The organism is Polaromonas sp. P5_D5, assembly GCF_054049435.1.
In genome coordinates, this window is sequence record NZ_JBFUMJ010000002.1 from 1,112,789 (window position 1) to 1,128,239 (window position 15,451).

General features: G+C 64.2%; 15 protein-coding genes. 8 read left to right on the forward strand and 7 right to left on the reverse strand.

All coding sequences use genetic code 11. The annotated features are described in order from the left end of the window. Positions 1-99: 99 nt before the first annotated feature. Positions 100-753 (reverse strand): glutathione S-transferase, encoded by a 654-nt coding sequence (locus ACXJKE_RS11895; protein ID WP_457280772.1) that lies wholly within the window; start codon positions 751-753, stop codon positions 100-102. 20 nt (positions 754-773) lie between these two features. Continuing rightward, positions 774-1,721: an oxygen-dependent tRNA uridine(34) hydroxylase TrhO gene (gene trhO / locus ACXJKE_RS11900; RefSeq protein ID WP_457280773.1), complete on the reverse strand. Its 948-nt coding sequence runs from the start codon at positions 1,719-1,721 to the stop codon at positions 774-776. A gap of 368 nt (positions 1,722-2,089) precedes the next feature. Between trhO and ACXJKE_RS11905 the strand changes: the two genes are divergently transcribed. Next, positions 2,090-3,337, forward strand: a complete 1,248-nt coding sequence (locus ACXJKE_RS11905) for an extracellular catalytic domain type 1 short-chain-length polyhydroxyalkanoate depolymerase (protein ID WP_457280774.1) — start codon at positions 2,090-2,092, stop codon at positions 3,335-3,337. An 80-nt stretch (positions 3,338-3,417) separates the two neighbouring features. Here the strand turns inward: ACXJKE_RS11905 and ACXJKE_RS11910 are convergent, their stop codons facing one another. From ACXJKE_RS11910 to ACXJKE_RS11920, 3 genes are all read right to left on the reverse strand, one after another. After that, positions 3,418-4,329 (reverse strand): alpha/beta hydrolase, encoded by a 912-nt coding sequence (locus ACXJKE_RS11910; protein ID WP_457280775.1) that lies wholly within the window; start codon positions 4,327-4,329, stop codon positions 3,418-3,420. Positions 4,330-4,440: 111 nt separating this feature from the next. Next, on the reverse strand, positions 4,441-4,746 hold the full coding sequence (locus tag ACXJKE_RS11915; RefSeq protein WP_457280776.1) for a hypothetical protein: 306 nt from the start codon (positions 4,744-4,746) through the stop codon (positions 4,441-4,443). 73 nt (positions 4,747-4,819) lie between these two features. Continuing rightward, a complete protein-coding gene (locus tag ACXJKE_RS11920; protein ID WP_457280777.1) occupies positions 4,820-5,362 on the reverse strand; it encodes a hypothetical protein in 543 nt (180 codons plus the stop codon). A gap of 278 nt (positions 5,363-5,640) precedes the next feature. Between ACXJKE_RS11920 and ompR the strand changes: the two genes are divergently transcribed. Beyond that, positions 5,641-6,390: an osmolarity response regulator transcription factor OmpR gene (gene ompR / locus ACXJKE_RS11925; protein WP_457280778.1), complete on the forward strand. Its 750-nt coding sequence runs from the start codon at positions 5,641-5,643 to the stop codon at positions 6,388-6,390. Between the two features lie 10 nt (positions 6,391-6,400). Continuing rightward, positions 6,401-7,726 carry an ATP-binding protein gene (locus tag ACXJKE_RS11930; RefSeq protein ID WP_457280779.1) on the forward strand — a complete coding sequence of 442 codons (1,326 nt, stop codon included), beginning with the start codon at positions 6,401-6,403 and terminating at the stop codon, positions 7,724-7,726. A 109-nt stretch (positions 7,727-7,835) separates the two neighbouring features. Here the strand turns inward: ACXJKE_RS11930 and ACXJKE_RS11935 are convergent, their stop codons facing one another. Then, the gene (locus ACXJKE_RS11935) at positions 7,836-8,465 is read right to left on the reverse strand and encodes an NADPH-dependent F420 reductase (RefSeq protein ID WP_457280780.1); all 630 of its coding nucleotides are present in this window, start codon (positions 8,463-8,465) and stop codon (positions 7,836-7,838) included. A 106-nt stretch (positions 8,466-8,571) separates the two neighbouring features. Between ACXJKE_RS11935 and ACXJKE_RS11940 the strand changes: the two genes are divergently transcribed. After that, a complete protein-coding gene (locus tag ACXJKE_RS11940; RefSeq protein ID WP_457280781.1) occupies positions 8,572-9,501 on the forward strand; it encodes a LysR substrate-binding domain-containing protein in 930 nt (309 codons plus the stop codon). A 107-nt stretch (positions 9,502-9,608) separates the two neighbouring features. Further along, positions 9,609-10,523: a ketopantoate reductase family protein gene (locus tag ACXJKE_RS11945; RefSeq protein WP_457280782.1), complete on the forward strand. Its 915-nt coding sequence runs from the start codon at positions 9,609-9,611 to the stop codon at positions 10,521-10,523. A 12-nt stretch (positions 10,524-10,535) separates the two neighbouring features. Here ACXJKE_RS11945 and ACXJKE_RS11950 read toward each other — a convergent pair whose 3' ends face one another. Next, positions 10,536-11,516, reverse strand: coding sequence for a GlxA family transcriptional regulator (locus ACXJKE_RS11950; RefSeq protein WP_457280783.1), 981 nt, complete (start codon positions 11,514-11,516; stop codon positions 10,536-10,538). A gap of 127 nt (positions 11,517-11,643) precedes the next feature. Here ACXJKE_RS11950 and ACXJKE_RS11955 point away from each other — a divergent pair, with 127 nt between their 5' ends. The 3 genes from ACXJKE_RS11955 to ACXJKE_RS11965 all read left to right on the forward strand — a co-directional run bounded on the left by ACXJKE_RS11955 (position 11,644) and on the right by ACXJKE_RS11965 (position 15,415). Then, a complete protein-coding gene (locus tag ACXJKE_RS11955; protein ID WP_457280784.1) occupies positions 11,644-12,462 on the forward strand; it encodes a dienelactone hydrolase family protein in 819 nt (272 codons plus the stop codon). Positions 12,463-12,796: 334 nt separating this feature from the next. Further along, positions 12,797-13,609, forward strand: coding sequence for a formate/nitrite transporter family protein (locus ACXJKE_RS11960; RefSeq protein WP_457280785.1), 813 nt, complete (start codon positions 12,797-12,799; stop codon positions 13,607-13,609). Positions 13,610-13,672: 63 nt separating this feature from the next. Next, positions 13,673-15,415, forward strand: coding sequence for a protein kinase domain-containing protein (locus ACXJKE_RS11965; protein ID WP_457280786.1), 1,743 nt, complete (start codon positions 13,673-13,675; stop codon positions 15,413-15,415). Positions 15,416-15,451 lie beyond the last annotated feature (36 nt).

Here is a 15,451-nt window from a genome sequence, read left to right on the forward strand (position 1 = left end):
GTCCAAAACGGCTTTTCAGACCGATTTCAGGCATCAAATTGGCTTCCAGTCCAATCAGGATCTGCGCGAGCAGCTATTGATTTGATAGCGAATACGGCCTTACACAGCACCCGCCGGCCAAGGCGCATGCTTGCCCATCACGCCTTCATACAGCACGCTGGTTTCAAAGCGCGCCAGCCAGGCCTGCACCTGCGGCCAGGGTTGCGCGGCAAACCAGGCCGCATCGGTATGTGCAAACTGCCGCACAAACGGCAGCAACGCCATGTCGGCCAGGCTGGCATGCGTGCCGAAGAGCCAGCCGCCAGCCAGCACGGTTTCCAGCTGGCCCAGCCAACTTGCGCATGCAGCCTGGTGTGACAAGGCAAAGCCCGCGTTGTCGCCTGCGGCTTCTTCGGCGTAGCGATTCGGGTATTTGTAGCGGTCCAGGCTGCGCTTGAAGGCGCCGTCGTTGCCGGCAACCAGCGCGAGCATGTCATCAAGAGAGCCCTGCGGTGATGTGAGCCAACCCTCGGGATCATTGCGCCGCAGCGCCCACAGCATCACGTCCAGGCTTTCATCAATGACTTCGCCGCCGGGCAGCACCAGCACCGGCACGGTGCCTTTGGGCGAGGCAGCCAGCATCTCGGCGGGTTTGTTGCGCAACACGACTTCGCGCAGTTCATGCGGCTCGCCACTCACGGCCAGCGCCAGCCGCGCGCGCATCGCATATAGGCAGCGGCGAAAGGAATACAGGACGGGCAGGGCGCTGTTCATGGCCTGAGACACCAGGTGCTTCAGGTGCCGGATTGCCGCACGCCGATGTGCGCGGCATTGCGCGCTTCGGCCAGCTCAACCTGGCGCTGGCGCTCGCGGTAGCCGGCTTTCTGTTCTTCCGTCGTCTTTGCATGGCAGTGCGCGCAGCTCACGCCCAGCTCGTACAGCGGCGACTGGCGGTCTTCTTCGCTCAGCGGATCGCGGCAGGATCGGCACAGCGTGAAGGCGCCGGGCTTGAGGCCGTGGCCGACGGACACACGCTCGTCAAACACAAAACATTCGCCTTCCCAGGTGCTTTGCGCCTCGGGCACGGTTTCCAGGTACTTGAGGATGCCGCCCTCGAGGTGGTAGACCTCCTCGAAGCCTTTGGAGCGCAGCAGCGCGGTGGATTTCTCGCAGCGAATGCCCCCGGTGCAGAACATGGCTACCTTCGGCTTTTTGCCGTCATGCGCCGCCAGCTTGCCGCCTTCGGCCATTTCGCTCTCCACCCAGCCGGGCAGCTCTGAAAAGCTGCTGGTGTGCGGGTTGATGGCGCCGTGGAAGGTGCCGATGGACACCTCGTAATCGTTGCGTGTATCGACCAGCACCACGCCCGGTTCGTTGATCAGCTGATTCCATTCCTGCGGCTTGACGTATTCGCCGGCCATCAGCGCGGGGTGGACTTCCGGCACACCCATGGTGACTATCTCGCGCTTGAGGCGCACCTTCATCCGGTAAAACGGCATGGACTCAGCCCACGCTTCCTTGTGCTCCAGCGTCGCCAGGCGCGGGTCACTGCGCAGATAGGCCAGCACGGCGCGCACACCTTCTTCAGGCCCGGCAATCGTGCCGTTGATGCCTTCTGCCGCAAGCAGCAGCGTGCCCTTGACACCATGGGCCTCACACTGCGCCAGCAGCGGCGCCTGCAGCTCGGCGAAATCGGGCAGCTCAACGAACTGGTAAAGGGCGGCGGTCAGGAATTCGGGCATGAGAAAACAGGCGAAAAGCGAAAAGAAATGTGCGGTCGTTCAAAAGAGGGCAAACAGGGYAAAGGCCGGAAAGCACGAAAAGACTCTAAATGGTGCGTGTACGCGCTGAAATGGCGCTGATAACGCGCCGAAATGGCACAAGCGCTCCCAGGCTCCATCGTAGCGGCTCGGTTTTAGCATTTTGTAACCCCGATTTTGTGACGGAAAGCGCCGAATTCAATGTTTTATGGCCATGCTGGTAGACATTTTGTTGCAATGCAGCAAAATGACCGTGTACTTATTGATCTGGCGCAAATACCTTCCTGGAAATCAAAGTAGACGCAGACCTCGAACCGACCCCAGATGGCCCCACCACTTTTTGTCAAACCATGTCCAGAAGCATAAGCAGTCTTTGGCTTAAAAGCATGCGCCGCATGGGCAAGGCCCAGCAGGCGCAGGGCTTGCGGCTGTTTGAAAGCCTGCTTCCCAAGGTCACGCCGACGTTGCCTGCCACCACAACGCCGCGCCGGCGCAGGCCCGGGGTCAAGCTGTTGAAACCGGTGGTTGTCCGGCCCGCCAAAAAAGCCCGCCGGCCCACGGCGGCACAGGCCCGCGCCGCAGCCGGGTTGCCCGGCACCTGGCGCAAGGCCTGGTTTACCTTGCCCGGGGACGGCTTGCTGACGGATTCCCGGCGCATGCTGTATTGGCTGTATCTTCCTGCCGCGGCCGCTACGGCCACTACGGCCATTACTGCCGGGGTTCCCGATGCCCCTGCAGCACCGCGCCCGCTGGTGGTCATGCTGCACGGCTGCCAGCAGACGGCGGCTGACTTTGCAGCGGGCAGCCGCATGAATGAACTGGCCGAGCGCAAGGGTTTTGCGGTGCTCTACCCCCAGCAATCCAGTGCGGCCGACGCCCACCGCTGCTGGCACTGGTACAAGCGGGCCACACAAAACGGGGAGGGCGATGTGGGCGTGATCGCCGCCATGATTTCCCAGGTGCAGCAAAAACACGGGCTTGACGCTTCACGAACTTACGTTGCGGGCCTGTCGGCCGGCGCCGCGCTGGCGGCCATCGTGGCACTGCGCCACCCGGAGCTCATCGCGGCCGTGGGCATGCATTCCGCACCCGTGTTCGGCACCACCCACTCGCCCTTCAGCGCCTACCGGGCCATGCAACACGGCTCGGGCTCGTCTTACGATGCGGTGGCGCGCTTGTTTGCCAGCGACCAGCCGGCGTTCCCGGGCATGCCGGCCATCCTGATCCATGGCGACAACGATGCCGTGGTGCGGCGGGTGAACGCCGAGCAACTGGCCGAGCAGTTCGAAATCATCAACAACCCGGTCATTACCCAAAATGCGGCCCGCCTCGAGCCGGTGGTTCGCCGTTACCCCGAGCGCCGCAGCGGCAGGCGGCCACGCCATGCCTACCAGACCACGACCTGGTACGCCGGCCGCAAGCCGCAGCTGGTGAAGTGCGACGTAGACGCCCTGGGCCACGCCTGGAGCGGCGGAGACGCCAGCATGGAATACAGCGAGCCTGAAGGCCCCGACGCCACGCTGATGATGTGGACGTTTTTCACCTACCACCGCCGCAATGCCGCTCCGGCCGCGGCAGGGCCTGGTGCGGCGAAGTAGCTGAGCCTGAATCTGCTATTAAATCAATAGCTGCTTGCGCTTGTTCCTTGCGGGCTGCAGCCTGTTTTTTCTTAAAACCGTCAGCGCGGCAGCAGCCCCGCCATAAAACTGTCAACCGCATCGGTATACCCGCCGGGCAGGCCCAGCGTGGTGTTGACCTGTTCGTGCGTCAGGTCTTGCGGCAGCACGCTGGCCCGCACGCCTTTGGCCGTCACTTTCGCAGCAAAGTCACGCGACTGTGCGCAGGGGTCATCCGCCCGTTGTGTCGAGCAGACCAGCAGCATCGGCGTGGCGTCAGCCGCCAGCACGCTGGTGGGCGACACAGTGCGCCAGTAGGCCGGGTCAGTGCCAAATACGCGGTCATAAAACCGCATGTGCCGCGCTTTCATGATGCGCTCAAGGTCCAGCGCGGCGCTGTCAAGTGCCACAGTGCCTAGCCACGGCCTGGCGCCTGACGTATAGGCCAATGCCGGCGAGGCACCCAGCAGTGCCACCAGGTGTGCGCCCGCCGAATGCCCCATAAGAATGACCTTGGCCGGATCGCCACCCCACGAGGCGGCCATGGCCTGCGTCTTGGCCAGGGCACTGGCCACATCGCGCGCCTGCACCAGCGGGTCAACCTGCGGCGACAGGCGATAACCCACCGACACCAGGACGTAGCCCTTCTGCTTGACCCACCAAGCCACCTTGTTGTCGGTCACGTTGGCCATCGCCTTGTTGCCCACCATCCAGGCACCGCCGTGCACCATGACGATGACCGGTGCGTTGGCTGCCGGCTGCTGCGGCAGGTAGGCATCCATGCGCTGGCGCGGATCTGCGCCGTAGGCGATGTCGGGGATTTGGCGCACACCGGCCGGTACGGTGGACCTGGCGGTTTTTCTCGCCAGGCGGCCGCTGTCCTGCTGGGCAGGTGCCGGCCCGGCGTAGAGAACCGCGGTGAGCACCAGCGCAAGCGTCGGCCAGTGTGTGAGGAGGCGAGGGGCAAGGGACATGTCATGGCTCCAGTGGTATTGCGGCGGGCAGGCCGGACAGCATATCCGGCCCGCCTCTGACCTTGTGCGTCAACGATGGGTCAGGCATTCGGGCTGCGCGATGCGTAGTCGTCAGCCAGCGGGTTTGCGCGAGCCTTTTTTCGATGCCACAAAGGTCTCGATGTCGGCCAGCGAGATAGTGCCTGCATGGCTGGCGTCGATGGCGTCAAAGTTTTTGTACACCTTGGGCATTTTTGCCTGCGCCTCCTCGCGGGTCAGCTTGCCGTCCTTGTTGGTGTCGGCCGCCTCAAAGCGCTTTTGCAGTTCGGTACGGGCTTTTTCCAGGCGGGCGGCATTGGGTGCCTGGGCATGGGCTGCGGTACCTAGTGTCAGCAGACCAATGATTGAAAGTGCGCGGAGATTGAACGAGGGGGTCATGAGAGTGCTCCAAAAAAATGAAAGTGAAGGTTGAAATTTTGAAAACCGGATTTGATGAAAGGCCCAGGCGCGCTCAACGCGACGGGCAGCTCATCGCCGCACCGGCGGCGTCGTAGCAAGTTGTGCTGCGGGTAACGCCAGTGGCCTGGTTGTAGGACGCCGTGCTTTGCACGCTGTTGCCGGTGGCAGCGCTGGTGGCCGTGGTGTTGCGGCTGGCGTTGACGGCGCCGTCAGCGGTTTTGCTGCTGCTGCCGCTGCTTTCCACGCTGCCTTTGGCCCCGGTGGCGGCAAAATTGCCACTGCGCTGTGCCGAACCGTCCGCGCTGCGGCTGGCCTGGCCGGTGCGCACGGCGGTGGCGCCGTTGGGGCCTGTGGTGGAGGCGCTGCCCGCTGTGCTGGCATTGCCTTGCCCGTCGGCGGTGGTGCTGCGGTTGCGCACCCGTGTGCCGCCTTGCGGGCCCTCGCGGGTGACCGCCCTGGTGGCGGTGGCGCTGCCATCGGCATGGGTCCGCACCACGTGGCGGCTGGCCGCTTCGGCGGGGGTGGCAAAACCTGCGGCCAGCAGGGTGCATGTCAGGGCGGTGGTCAGGGCAGTGGCGGAAAGCATGGTTTTCATGGTGAACTCCTTGAAGGTTGACGTTGAACGGTGAAGGGTCTTGAGATTCCGGCCGCATTGCAGCGCCGTGATGTCACTGTGGCCGCCAGATGTGAGCCAGGCATGGCTGCGAGCGGCCTCTTGATGACAAGGCATGAATAAATCCCGGCTTTGTCATCGTTTGTCATGATTTGCCGGGCGGGCGGCCAGACGCGGGCCGCTACCATGGGGCATCTTTCTTGCGACGGGTGTTTTCTTATGGTTGTTTCCAGCGCTCTTTTGCAGACAGGCCTTTCACGATGAGCGAGCCACTGGCCCGGGTCCTGGTGGTCGACGATGAGGCCGACCTGCGCAGCCTGCTGCAGCGTTACCTGAGCGATCAGGGTTACGCCGTGCGCACACTGGAAGACGCCAAAACCCTGGACACCCTGCTGGCGCGTGAGCGCTTCGACGTGCTGGTGCTCGACGTCATGATGCCGGGCGAAGACGGCCTGGCGGTGTGCCGCCGCCTGCGCGCGCAGGGTGAAACCATTCCCATCGTCATGCTGACCGCCCGCGGCGACCCGGTGGACCGCATCGTCGGGCTGGAAATGGGCGCTGACGACTACCTGCCCAAGCCTTTTAACCCGCGCGAGCTGCTGGCCCGCATCCAGGCGCTGGTGCGCCGCCAGCGCATGCTGGGCGCGCACAGCGGCCCGCTGCCCGGACAAGGCACGGTGCAGTTTGGCGCCTTCACCCTGAAGCTGGAAGCACGCCGGCTGGAAAGAAATGGCGAAGACGTGCCGCTCACCACCGGTGAATTCAGCCTGCTGCAGGCGCTGGCCCTGCACCCCAACCGGCCGCTGGGCCGCGACAGGCTGATCGAGCTGGCCTACGGCCGCGACCACGAAGCCACCGACCGCAGCATCGACGTGCAGGTCATGCGCCTGCGCAAGCTGATTGAGGCAGATCCTTCCCAGCCGGTGCACATCCAGACCGTGTGGGGCGTGGGCTATGTGTTTGTGCCGGAAGGCGGCGCGGCAAAAAACGGCAAGGCGGGCAAGCCGTGAGGCCATTTCCATGAAGCTGTTTCCGCGCAGCCTGTTCGGCCGCAATGTGCTGCTGATCGTGGTGCTCATTGTGGTCGGCCAGCTGGCCAGCGCGCTGCTGGTGCGCCAGCTGATCATCAAGCCGCGGCTGGCGCAGCTGTCGGTGGCGGTGGCGCGCAATGTCAGTTCCATCCGTGCCGGCCTGGCCGCCATGCCGCCCGCGCAGCGCGAGGCCTTTGTGGCGCAGTTCAACCGCCGTGCCATGCAGGGCATTGCCGATGACGACGAGGGTGACGGCCGTGGCGAACGCCGGCTGCTGAGCCGGCTTGAGCGGCGCTTCGTCAATGAAGCCTCGCGCGGCATTGCGCTGGAAGGCGAGGGCTCCGAGATCATCTGGCGCCGCGAGGCCGGCGGCAGCCTGGCGGTGCGGCTGCGCCTGGATGGCGCCGACCATTGGGTCAACCTGCCCGGCGTGCTGCCGGCGCGTGAATTCACCGGCGCCTGGGTCGTGACATCATTCGCCAGTGCCTTGCTGGCCTTGCTGGGCGCGCTGTTGATTCACCGTTACCTGAACCAGCCCTTGCGCCGCGTGATGGCTTCGGCGCACACACTGGCGGGCGGCACCAGCCCGCAGCCGCTGCCCGAAGACGGCCCGACGGAAATCGCCGACCTGAGCCGCAGCTTCAACCAGATGGTGCGCAGCCTGGCCCAGGCCGACGACGAGCGCACGCTGATGCTGGCCGGGGTGTCGCACGACCTGCGCACACCCCTGACCAAACTTCGCCTGGGCATCGAGATCCTGCGCGACAAAAGTGATCAAGGCGACGATGAGCTGATGGCCCGCATGACGCGCGGCGTGGAAGAAATGGACGCCATCATCAGCCAGTTCCTGGACTTTGCCCGCAGCACCGAAAGCGAAGCGCCGGCGCCGGTGGCGCTGGATGTGCTGGCGGCTGAAGTGGCGGCGGCCTCGGCCGGCCACGGCATGCCGGTGGCGCTGCAGGGCGGTAACCCGCCGCCCGTGCCCTTGCGCCCGCGTGCGATGCGCCGCGTGCTCACCAACCTGGTTGAGAACGCCTGGCGCCATGGCCTGCCGCCAGTTACGATAGCCACCGGTGTGCAAGGCGACTCGGTCTGGATGGAGGTGACTGACCATGGTGCCGGCATTGACGCAGCGCAGGCCGAGGCTTTGAAACAACCCTTTCGCCGCGCTGAAAGCACACGCACCGGCCCGCCCGGCGCCGGGCTGGGCCTGGCCATCGTCGACCGCATCGTGCGCGCGCATGGCGGAAAGTTTGAACTGCTGCCTGCCGACGGCGGGGGCCTCTGCGCCCGGATCACACTGCCGCGGGCCTGAAAATACCCAAAAAAAGGCCTCAAAAGGCCTTTTTCAAGCATCAAAACGGGCTGCAGGCCAATAGAGACGAGCGCAAGCAGCTATTGATTTGATAGCGATTGCTGCGGCTTCAGCCGAACTGCACCAGGTTGAGAATGGGCAGCGGGCCGCCGGGGAACTGCGCCAGGCGTCCACCCACGGCCAAAGCGCCGAGGTCGATTCCCGAGAACCCGAGCTGGCTGATCAGTGCCGCCACGGTCGCCTTTGCCTTGGCGTCGTCGCCCGAGAAAAACAGCACGCGTTTGCCGCCCTGGTCGGCGGGGTCAGTGGCCAGCAGCTGGGCGACCAGGTGGTTAAAGGCCTTTACCACGCGCGCGCCGGGCACCAGCTCAGCAAACACTTCGCTGGAGGCGCGGCCGTTCAGCTCAACGGGCCGGAGAGGAGGGCCTTCGACCGCGTTGTTGGCGTCAATAACGACACGGCCGCCAAAGTTGGGCAAACCGGCCAGCGCTTCAGGCAGGCGGCCCCAGTTGACGGCCACCAGCACGATGTCTTTTGTGGCGGCTTCCTTGACGGTGCCGGCGTGGATGGTGGGGCCGAGTTCGCGCACGATGTCTTTGAGCGAGTCCGGGCCGCGGCTGTTGGACAGCGTGGCATGGATGCCCTGGCGGGCCAGGGTTTTGGCAAACGCCGTGCCGATGGCGCCGGCACCGACGATCCCGATGCTGGGGGTGCTGGATGGGGTTGAGGGGGTAGACATAAATTCACTCCTTGGTTGTTGATGGGTGAATGATGGGTTTTTTATTGCCTTTTGATAAGCGGGTAATTGATTGAATTATTTTCAATCATTGCTTTAAGATGGGGAAATGGAAACCCTGGCCAACCTCGAATCGTTTATTCGCAGCGCCGAAGGCCGCAGCTTTTCTGAGGCGGCACGGCGCCTGGCCCTGACGCCTGCCGCCGTCAGCCGCAACGTCGCCATGCTGGAGCGAAACCTGGGCGTGCGGCTGTTTCAGCGCTCGACCCGCAAACTCACGCTGACCGAAGCCGGTGAACGCTTCCTGGGATCGATCGGCGGCAACCTCGACGCGCTGCAGTCCGCCATCGCGGCCGTTTCCAGCGACAGCGGCACTCCCGCGGGCCCGCTCAAGGTCAGCATGTCACCCACCTTCGGCACCGAGTACATCGTGCCTTTGCTGCCGGCCTTCCTGGACCGTTATCCGCTCATACGTCCTGACTGGTACTTTGAAAACCGACCGGTCGACCTGATTGCCGAGGGGTATGACGCGGCCATCGGCGGCGGCTTTGAGCTGTCACCGGGCGTGGTGTCTCGCGCGCTGGCCCCGATCCACCTGGTTGCCGTGGCATCGCCCGCCTATATGGCAGGCCAGCAGGCTCCAGCCAACCCCACGGGTCTGGCCGGGCTCAAAGGTATCGCCCTGCGTTCCAGCGGAACGGGCCGGGTTCGCCAGTGGGTCATGCGCGACGCGGCCGGTGCTGAGGTTCCGGCAGTTTTTATGGAGTCAATGGTCATGAACGATCCGACGGCCATGCGCGCCGCGGCGCTGCTGGGTCTGGGGGTAGCGCTCGTGGCTTTGCCCGATGTGCTGCCTTTGCTGGAGCGCGGCGAGCTCGTCAGGGTGCTGCCGCAGTGGTATGTCGATGCCGGCGCGATCTCGATTTACTACGCCACGCGCAGCCAGATGCCTGCCAAGACGCGGGTGTTTATCGATTTTGTGGTCGAGGCTTTCGAGCGTGACCAGCTGACCCGGCGCTTTGCCGGCGGCCCCGTGTAGACCGCGAACAGGTCCCAAGTGGCCCGGTCGCCAGCAAGGGCGGCAGACTTCACCCACAATCCTTTTTACGTTTCCGTATCTGCATCTCTTCGAAGGCAAAGACCCCTATGACCCAATCCCTCAAAGCCGCTGTGATGGGCGCAGGCGCCGTTGGTTGTTATTACGGCGGCATGCTGGCCCGTGCGGGGCTTGACGTGACGCTGATCGCCCGGCCCCGGCATGCTGACGCCATCCAGAGTGACGGCCTGCACATGGAAACCCGCACTTTCGACGAACACGTGCGCCTGGCCGCCAGCAGCGAACCCACCGCCGTGCAGGGGGCCGACCTGGTGCTGTTCTGCGTGAAGTCCACCGACACTGAAGCGGCCGGTGCGCTGATCCGGCCGCACCTGGCGCCGGATGCGCTGGTGCTCTGCCTGCAAAACGGCGTGGACAACGCCGACCGCCTGCGCACCGTGCTGCCGCAGCACGCAGTGGCCGCCGCCGTGGTGTACGTGGCCACCGAAATGGCCGGCCCCGGCCACGTCAGGCACCACGGCCGCGGCGAGCTGGTGATTGAGCCCACCAGCCGGAGCAAGGCGGTTGCCCAGGCCTTCATCGCAGCCGGTGTGCCGGTTGAAATCTCCAGCAACGTGCGCGGCGCGTTGTGGGCCAAGCTCATCCTCAACTGCGCCTACAACGCCGTCTCGGCCATCGCGCAGCTGCCGTACGGCAAAACCGTGCAAGGCGAGGGCGTGAAAGACGTCATGCGCGACGTGGTGGCCGAATGCCTGGCCGTGGCAGAGGCCGAAGGCGTGCAGGTGCAGGGCGACATGCACCTGGCCGTGGACAAACTGGCCGGCAGCATGCCCAACCAGTTGTCATCCACCGCACAAGACCTGGCGCGCGGCAAACCCACTGAGATCGACTACCTCAATGGGCTGGTCGTCAGGCGCGGTGAAGCGCTGGGTGTGGCCACGCCGGCGAACCGGGTTCTGTGGGCTCTGGTGAAGTTGATGGAGTCCAGGCAGGCCCTCACCTGAATCGCCGGGCTCTCAAGCTCTTAACCCCGCCGCCCGGTATCGGCTCGGGTTGGCGCCCGCCGCCTTGTGCATCATGCGCCGGAGCGCCGTGGCATCTTCGTAGCCCACTTGCTCGGCCACGCGTTCGATGGTCATCCGGCTGGACTCAATCAGCATCCGCGCGCGATTGAGCCGAACGCTTTGCACCAGCGCCATCGTGCTCTTGCCCGTGGCCTCGCGCACGTGGCGCGACAGCGTCCGCTGCGACATCGCGAATTCGTTTGCCAGTGCCTCCACGCTGGGCGGGCTGGGCAGGGCGGACTCGATCCGCGCCACCAGGCGGGCAACCAGTGCGTTGCCGCTGGAGAGCATGGCCGGCACCACAAAAGGCGCTTGCGCCTGCCGCCCGTCGATCAAGAGGATGCGTCCTACAGCCTCGGCCAGGGTTACCCCGAACTGCTCGCGTAGCAAATGCAGCATCAGGTCGGTTTGCGCAAAGGCGGCGCCTGCGGTGCTCACCGGGCCGTCGGCGCACACCATCCGGTCGGCATTGACGGTACAGGCCGGCTCCCGCCTTCGAAGCTCCGGCGCCAGCCACCAGGAGGTGGTGACCCGGCGCCCGGCCAGCACACCGGCCGCCTGAAGCAAAAAAACCGCCGAGCACGACGCCGCAACACGGCCACCGTGCGCAGCATGCGCGGCGACGGCCTGAATCACGCGTTGCGCGTCTGCGGTGGCCAAGCCGGTGTCGAGGGCCTGCGGGTTGTCCAGGCCCAGGCCCGGCACGATCCAGGTGGCAGCATCGGGCCGGTAGCGCCGGGGCAGGGCCGCGGTGTCTATGTGAAGGCCCGAGCTCAGCGGCACCGGGCCGCCGGTGGCTGACAACACGCGCCAGGTGGGGCGCGCCAGCTTCATGCGCGGCGCGAGGGCAGACGCGGCCTGCAGGATATCGAGCGTGGCCGCCACGCCGGTGGCAAAGGTGCCCGGCAGCAGCAGGAGGGTGAAATCTCGCATTGGCTGAAAAGGCCTTAAACATGTCGAAATAGACACTGGGAGTTTACGCGCGTGCGGTGCCAAATTCATCTGTTCCATGAATTCCACGGACGCCATTGCTCCCACCGTTCGCAAAGCAAGGACACCGATGACAACGCGCAAGCTGACCGAAGACGACTCCCTCGAGGATTTCACCCAGCGCGAGATCACGCTCGACGGCATCACCAGGAAGGTCTACCTCATGGGTACAGGCCCGGCCGTGATCGTCATGACCGAGATGCCCGGCATCAGCCCGCACGTGGCGCGCTTCAGCCGTTGGCTGCGCGACGCGGGTTTTACCGTCTACATGCCGTCGCTCTTTGGCCGCGACGGCGCCGTGCCGCGTGCCGATGAAGGCGCGGCCATCTTTCAGCGCGCCTGTGTCAGCGCCGAGTTCCGCGCGTTCGCATCCAACCAGGCCAGCCCGGCCACGCAGTGGCTGCGGGCACTGGCAAGGCTGGCGCATGACGAGTGCGGCGGCCCCGGCGTGGGCGCTATCGGCATGTGCTGGACGGGTAATTTCGCCCTCACGATGATGCTGGAGCCCGCCATGCTGGCGCCGGTGCTGTGCCAGCCGTCGCTGCCGCTCAATGACCCGGCCGGCATCGAAATTTCGCCTGCGGACATCAAGGCCGTCCGCCAGCGGCTGGACCGCGAGAACCTCACGGTGCTGGCCTATCGGTTTGAAGGCGACAGCTTTTGCAGGGCCCAGCGCTTTGCGGCCTATGCCGAGGCGCTGGGCGACCGCTTTGTGGGCCGCGTGCTGCCCGACAGCGCCGCCAACCCCGACGTGCCGCCGTTCTTTGCGGCGCACGTGAAGACACCGCACAGCGTGGTCACCGCCCACCTGATCGACGAGGCGGGCCAGCCCACACTGGCGGCGCGTGACGAGATCCTGGCGTTCTTTGCGCAGCGGCTTGCGCCTTAGCGCCTGTATCCGGCAGTGGCCCAGCTGGCACCAAAATATTTAAAGATGGACACCTCGATGCACAAATTTGGGGCAGTCACTCCCTTCGCAGTGCCAAAACGACGGGTAAAAGCGTCGCTAAAGCGTCGGCAAGCCCGGATTCGCGGTGTTTTGTTAGCGGCACGGTATGTGCTTGCATCCATCAGGTCAGGCTAACGAAGGCCTGCGCAGGGTACGGCAAGCTTCGCAGTGCCCATCGATCTGAATGGATAACGTCGTCCACTTCGGTCTTCAAATCTTTTTGAAGATCTCGAAGTGGATTTTTTTTTGGCAAAACAGGACTTAGAGGGATCGTATGGCTTATTTAGTGCCTTCGGAATTTGTGACCAAGATGGTGGATGCGGGTGAATCCAAAATCTTCATGTCCACCCGCGACACCGTTATCCGGGCCTACATGGCCGGCGCCATCCTGGCTCTGGCAGCCTGGTTCGCCGTCACCATCAACGTGCAGACCGGCCAGCCCCTGCTGGGCGCCGTGCTGTTCCCGGTGGGTTTTGTCATGCTGTACCTGTTCGGCTTCGACTTGCTGACCGGCGTGTTTGTGTTGTGCCCGCTGGCGCTGATCGACAAGCGCCCGGGCGTCACGCTCAAGGGTGTGCTGCGTAACTGGGGCCTGGTGTTCGTCGGCAACTTCGCGGGCGCCTTCACGGTGGCGGTGATGATGGCCATCTACGTCACCAACGGCTTCTCGACCGAGCCCAGCGCCGTGGGCAAGGCTATCGGCATCGTGGGCGAGAGCCGCACGCTGGGCTACCAGAAATACGGTGCGAACGGCATGCTCACGCTCTTCGTGCGCGGCATGTTGTGCAACTGGATGGTGTCGGCCGGCGTGGTGGGTGCGATGATCTCCACCCAGGTCAGCGGCAAGGTGATCGCGATGTGGATGCCCATCATGCTGTTCTTCTACATGGTGTTTGAGCACTCCATCGTGAACATGTTCCTGTTCCCATCCGGCCTGCTGCTGGGCGCGCATTTCACCATCATGGACTACCTGATCTGGAACGAAATTCCGACGGTGCTGGGCAACCTGGTGGGCGGCCTGGCCTTCACCGGCTTGACGCTGTATGCCACACACATTAAAACCGGACCGACACGTTCTTTCAAATAATCCGCCTCCAAAACAAAGGCCCTCGCGCATCTTGCATGCGCGGGGGCTTTGCCGGTACCCCACATGTCCAGTGAACTGAAGATATCGGCAGGTCAGTATTCGGACAAGGGCCGCAAGGAAACCAACCAGGATTTCCACGGTATCTATGTACCTAAAGAGCCGCAACTGAGCGCCAAGGGCATCGCCGTTGCGCTGGCCGACGGCATCAGCAGCAGCGCCGTCAGCGACGTGGCCAGCCAGTACGCCGTCACTGGTTTTCTTGAAGACTATTACTGCACCTCGGAGGCCTGGTCGGTCAAGACATCGGCCGAGCGGATCTTGAGCGCCACCAACTCCTGGCTGCATGCCCAGACGCAGAAAAGCCAATACCGCTACGACAAGGATAAAGGTTATGTGTGCACGCTGAGCGCCATGGTCATCAAGTCGACCACCGCGCATATTTTTCATGTCGGTGACTCGCGCATTTACCGCCTGCGCGGCAAGGCGCTGGAACAACTGACCAACGACCACCGTGTGTGGATTTCCCAGGGCCAAAGCTACCTTGGCCGTGCGCTGGGCTTCAAGCCGCAGCTTGAGATCGACTACCAGACCCAGCAGGTGGAGCAGGGCGACATCTTTCTTCTGGCCACCGACGGCGTGTACGAACACGTCAGCGAATACGACATGGCCGGCCTCATCCACATCTGTGCCGACGAGCCCGGTGGGCTTGATATGGCGGCCAAATCCATCGTTGAAAAAGCCCTGGAGCGGGGCAGCGGCGACAACCTCACGGCACAGGTCGTGCGTGTCGATGAGCTGCCCAACGGGCAGGCCGGCGAGTTGCTCCAGCAGCTGTCGGGCCTGCCGCTTCCGCCCATCCTGGAGGCCAGGACGCAGTTTGACGGCTACACCATCGTCCGCGAAGTGCACGGCAGCAGCCGCAGCCATATTTACCTCGCCACAGACAACGAAACGGGCGTGCTCGTCATCCTGAAAACACCGTCAATAGACCTGGGCGGTGACCCGGCCTACCTTGAAAGGTTTTTGACGGAAGAGTGGATCGCCCGGCGCATCAACAGCGCGCATGTGCTGAAGCCTTATGTGCCGACCCGAAAGCGCCACTATGTGTATGTGGCCACCGAATACATCGACGGGCAAACGCTGAGCCAGTGGATGATCGACAATCCCCGGCCCGGCCTGGAAGCCGTGCGCGGGCTGGTGGAGCAGATCGCCAAAGGCCTGCGCGCGTTTCACCGGCTGGAGATGCTGCACCAGGACCTGCGGCCCGAGAACGTCATGATCGACAAGACCGGCACGGCGAAGATCATTGACTTTGGCTCAACCCGCGTGGCCAGCCTCATGGAAGCAGATGCGCCCGGCGGGCACGAAGACATCCTGGGCACGGCCCAGTATTCGGCGCCGGAGTATTTTGTGGGCGAGGGCGGTACCACGCGCTCAGACCTGTTCTCGCTCGGCGTCATCACCTACCAGATGCTGACCGGCAAGCTGCCCTACGGCGCCGAAGTGGCCAAATGCCGGACCCGGGCCGCACAAAGCAAGCTGCGCTATGACTCCGTGCTGTACGAAGACCGTGACATACCCGCATGGATGGACGGCGTGCTCCGCAAGGCCGTTCACCCCGATCCCGCCAAGCGTTATGGCGAGCTGTCGGAGTTCTTGTACGACCTGCGCCACCCCAACCAGGCGTTTCTGGACAAGGCTCGCCCGGCTTTGCTGGAGCGCAACCCGGTGGCGTTCTGGAAGGGCCTGTCGCTGCTGCTGGCCGCCTGCCTGTTCATTTGCCTGGTGATCATCGGCAGACATTGAGCCAGGGCGCCGGCGCTGCCTTCTCGCCATCTTTGT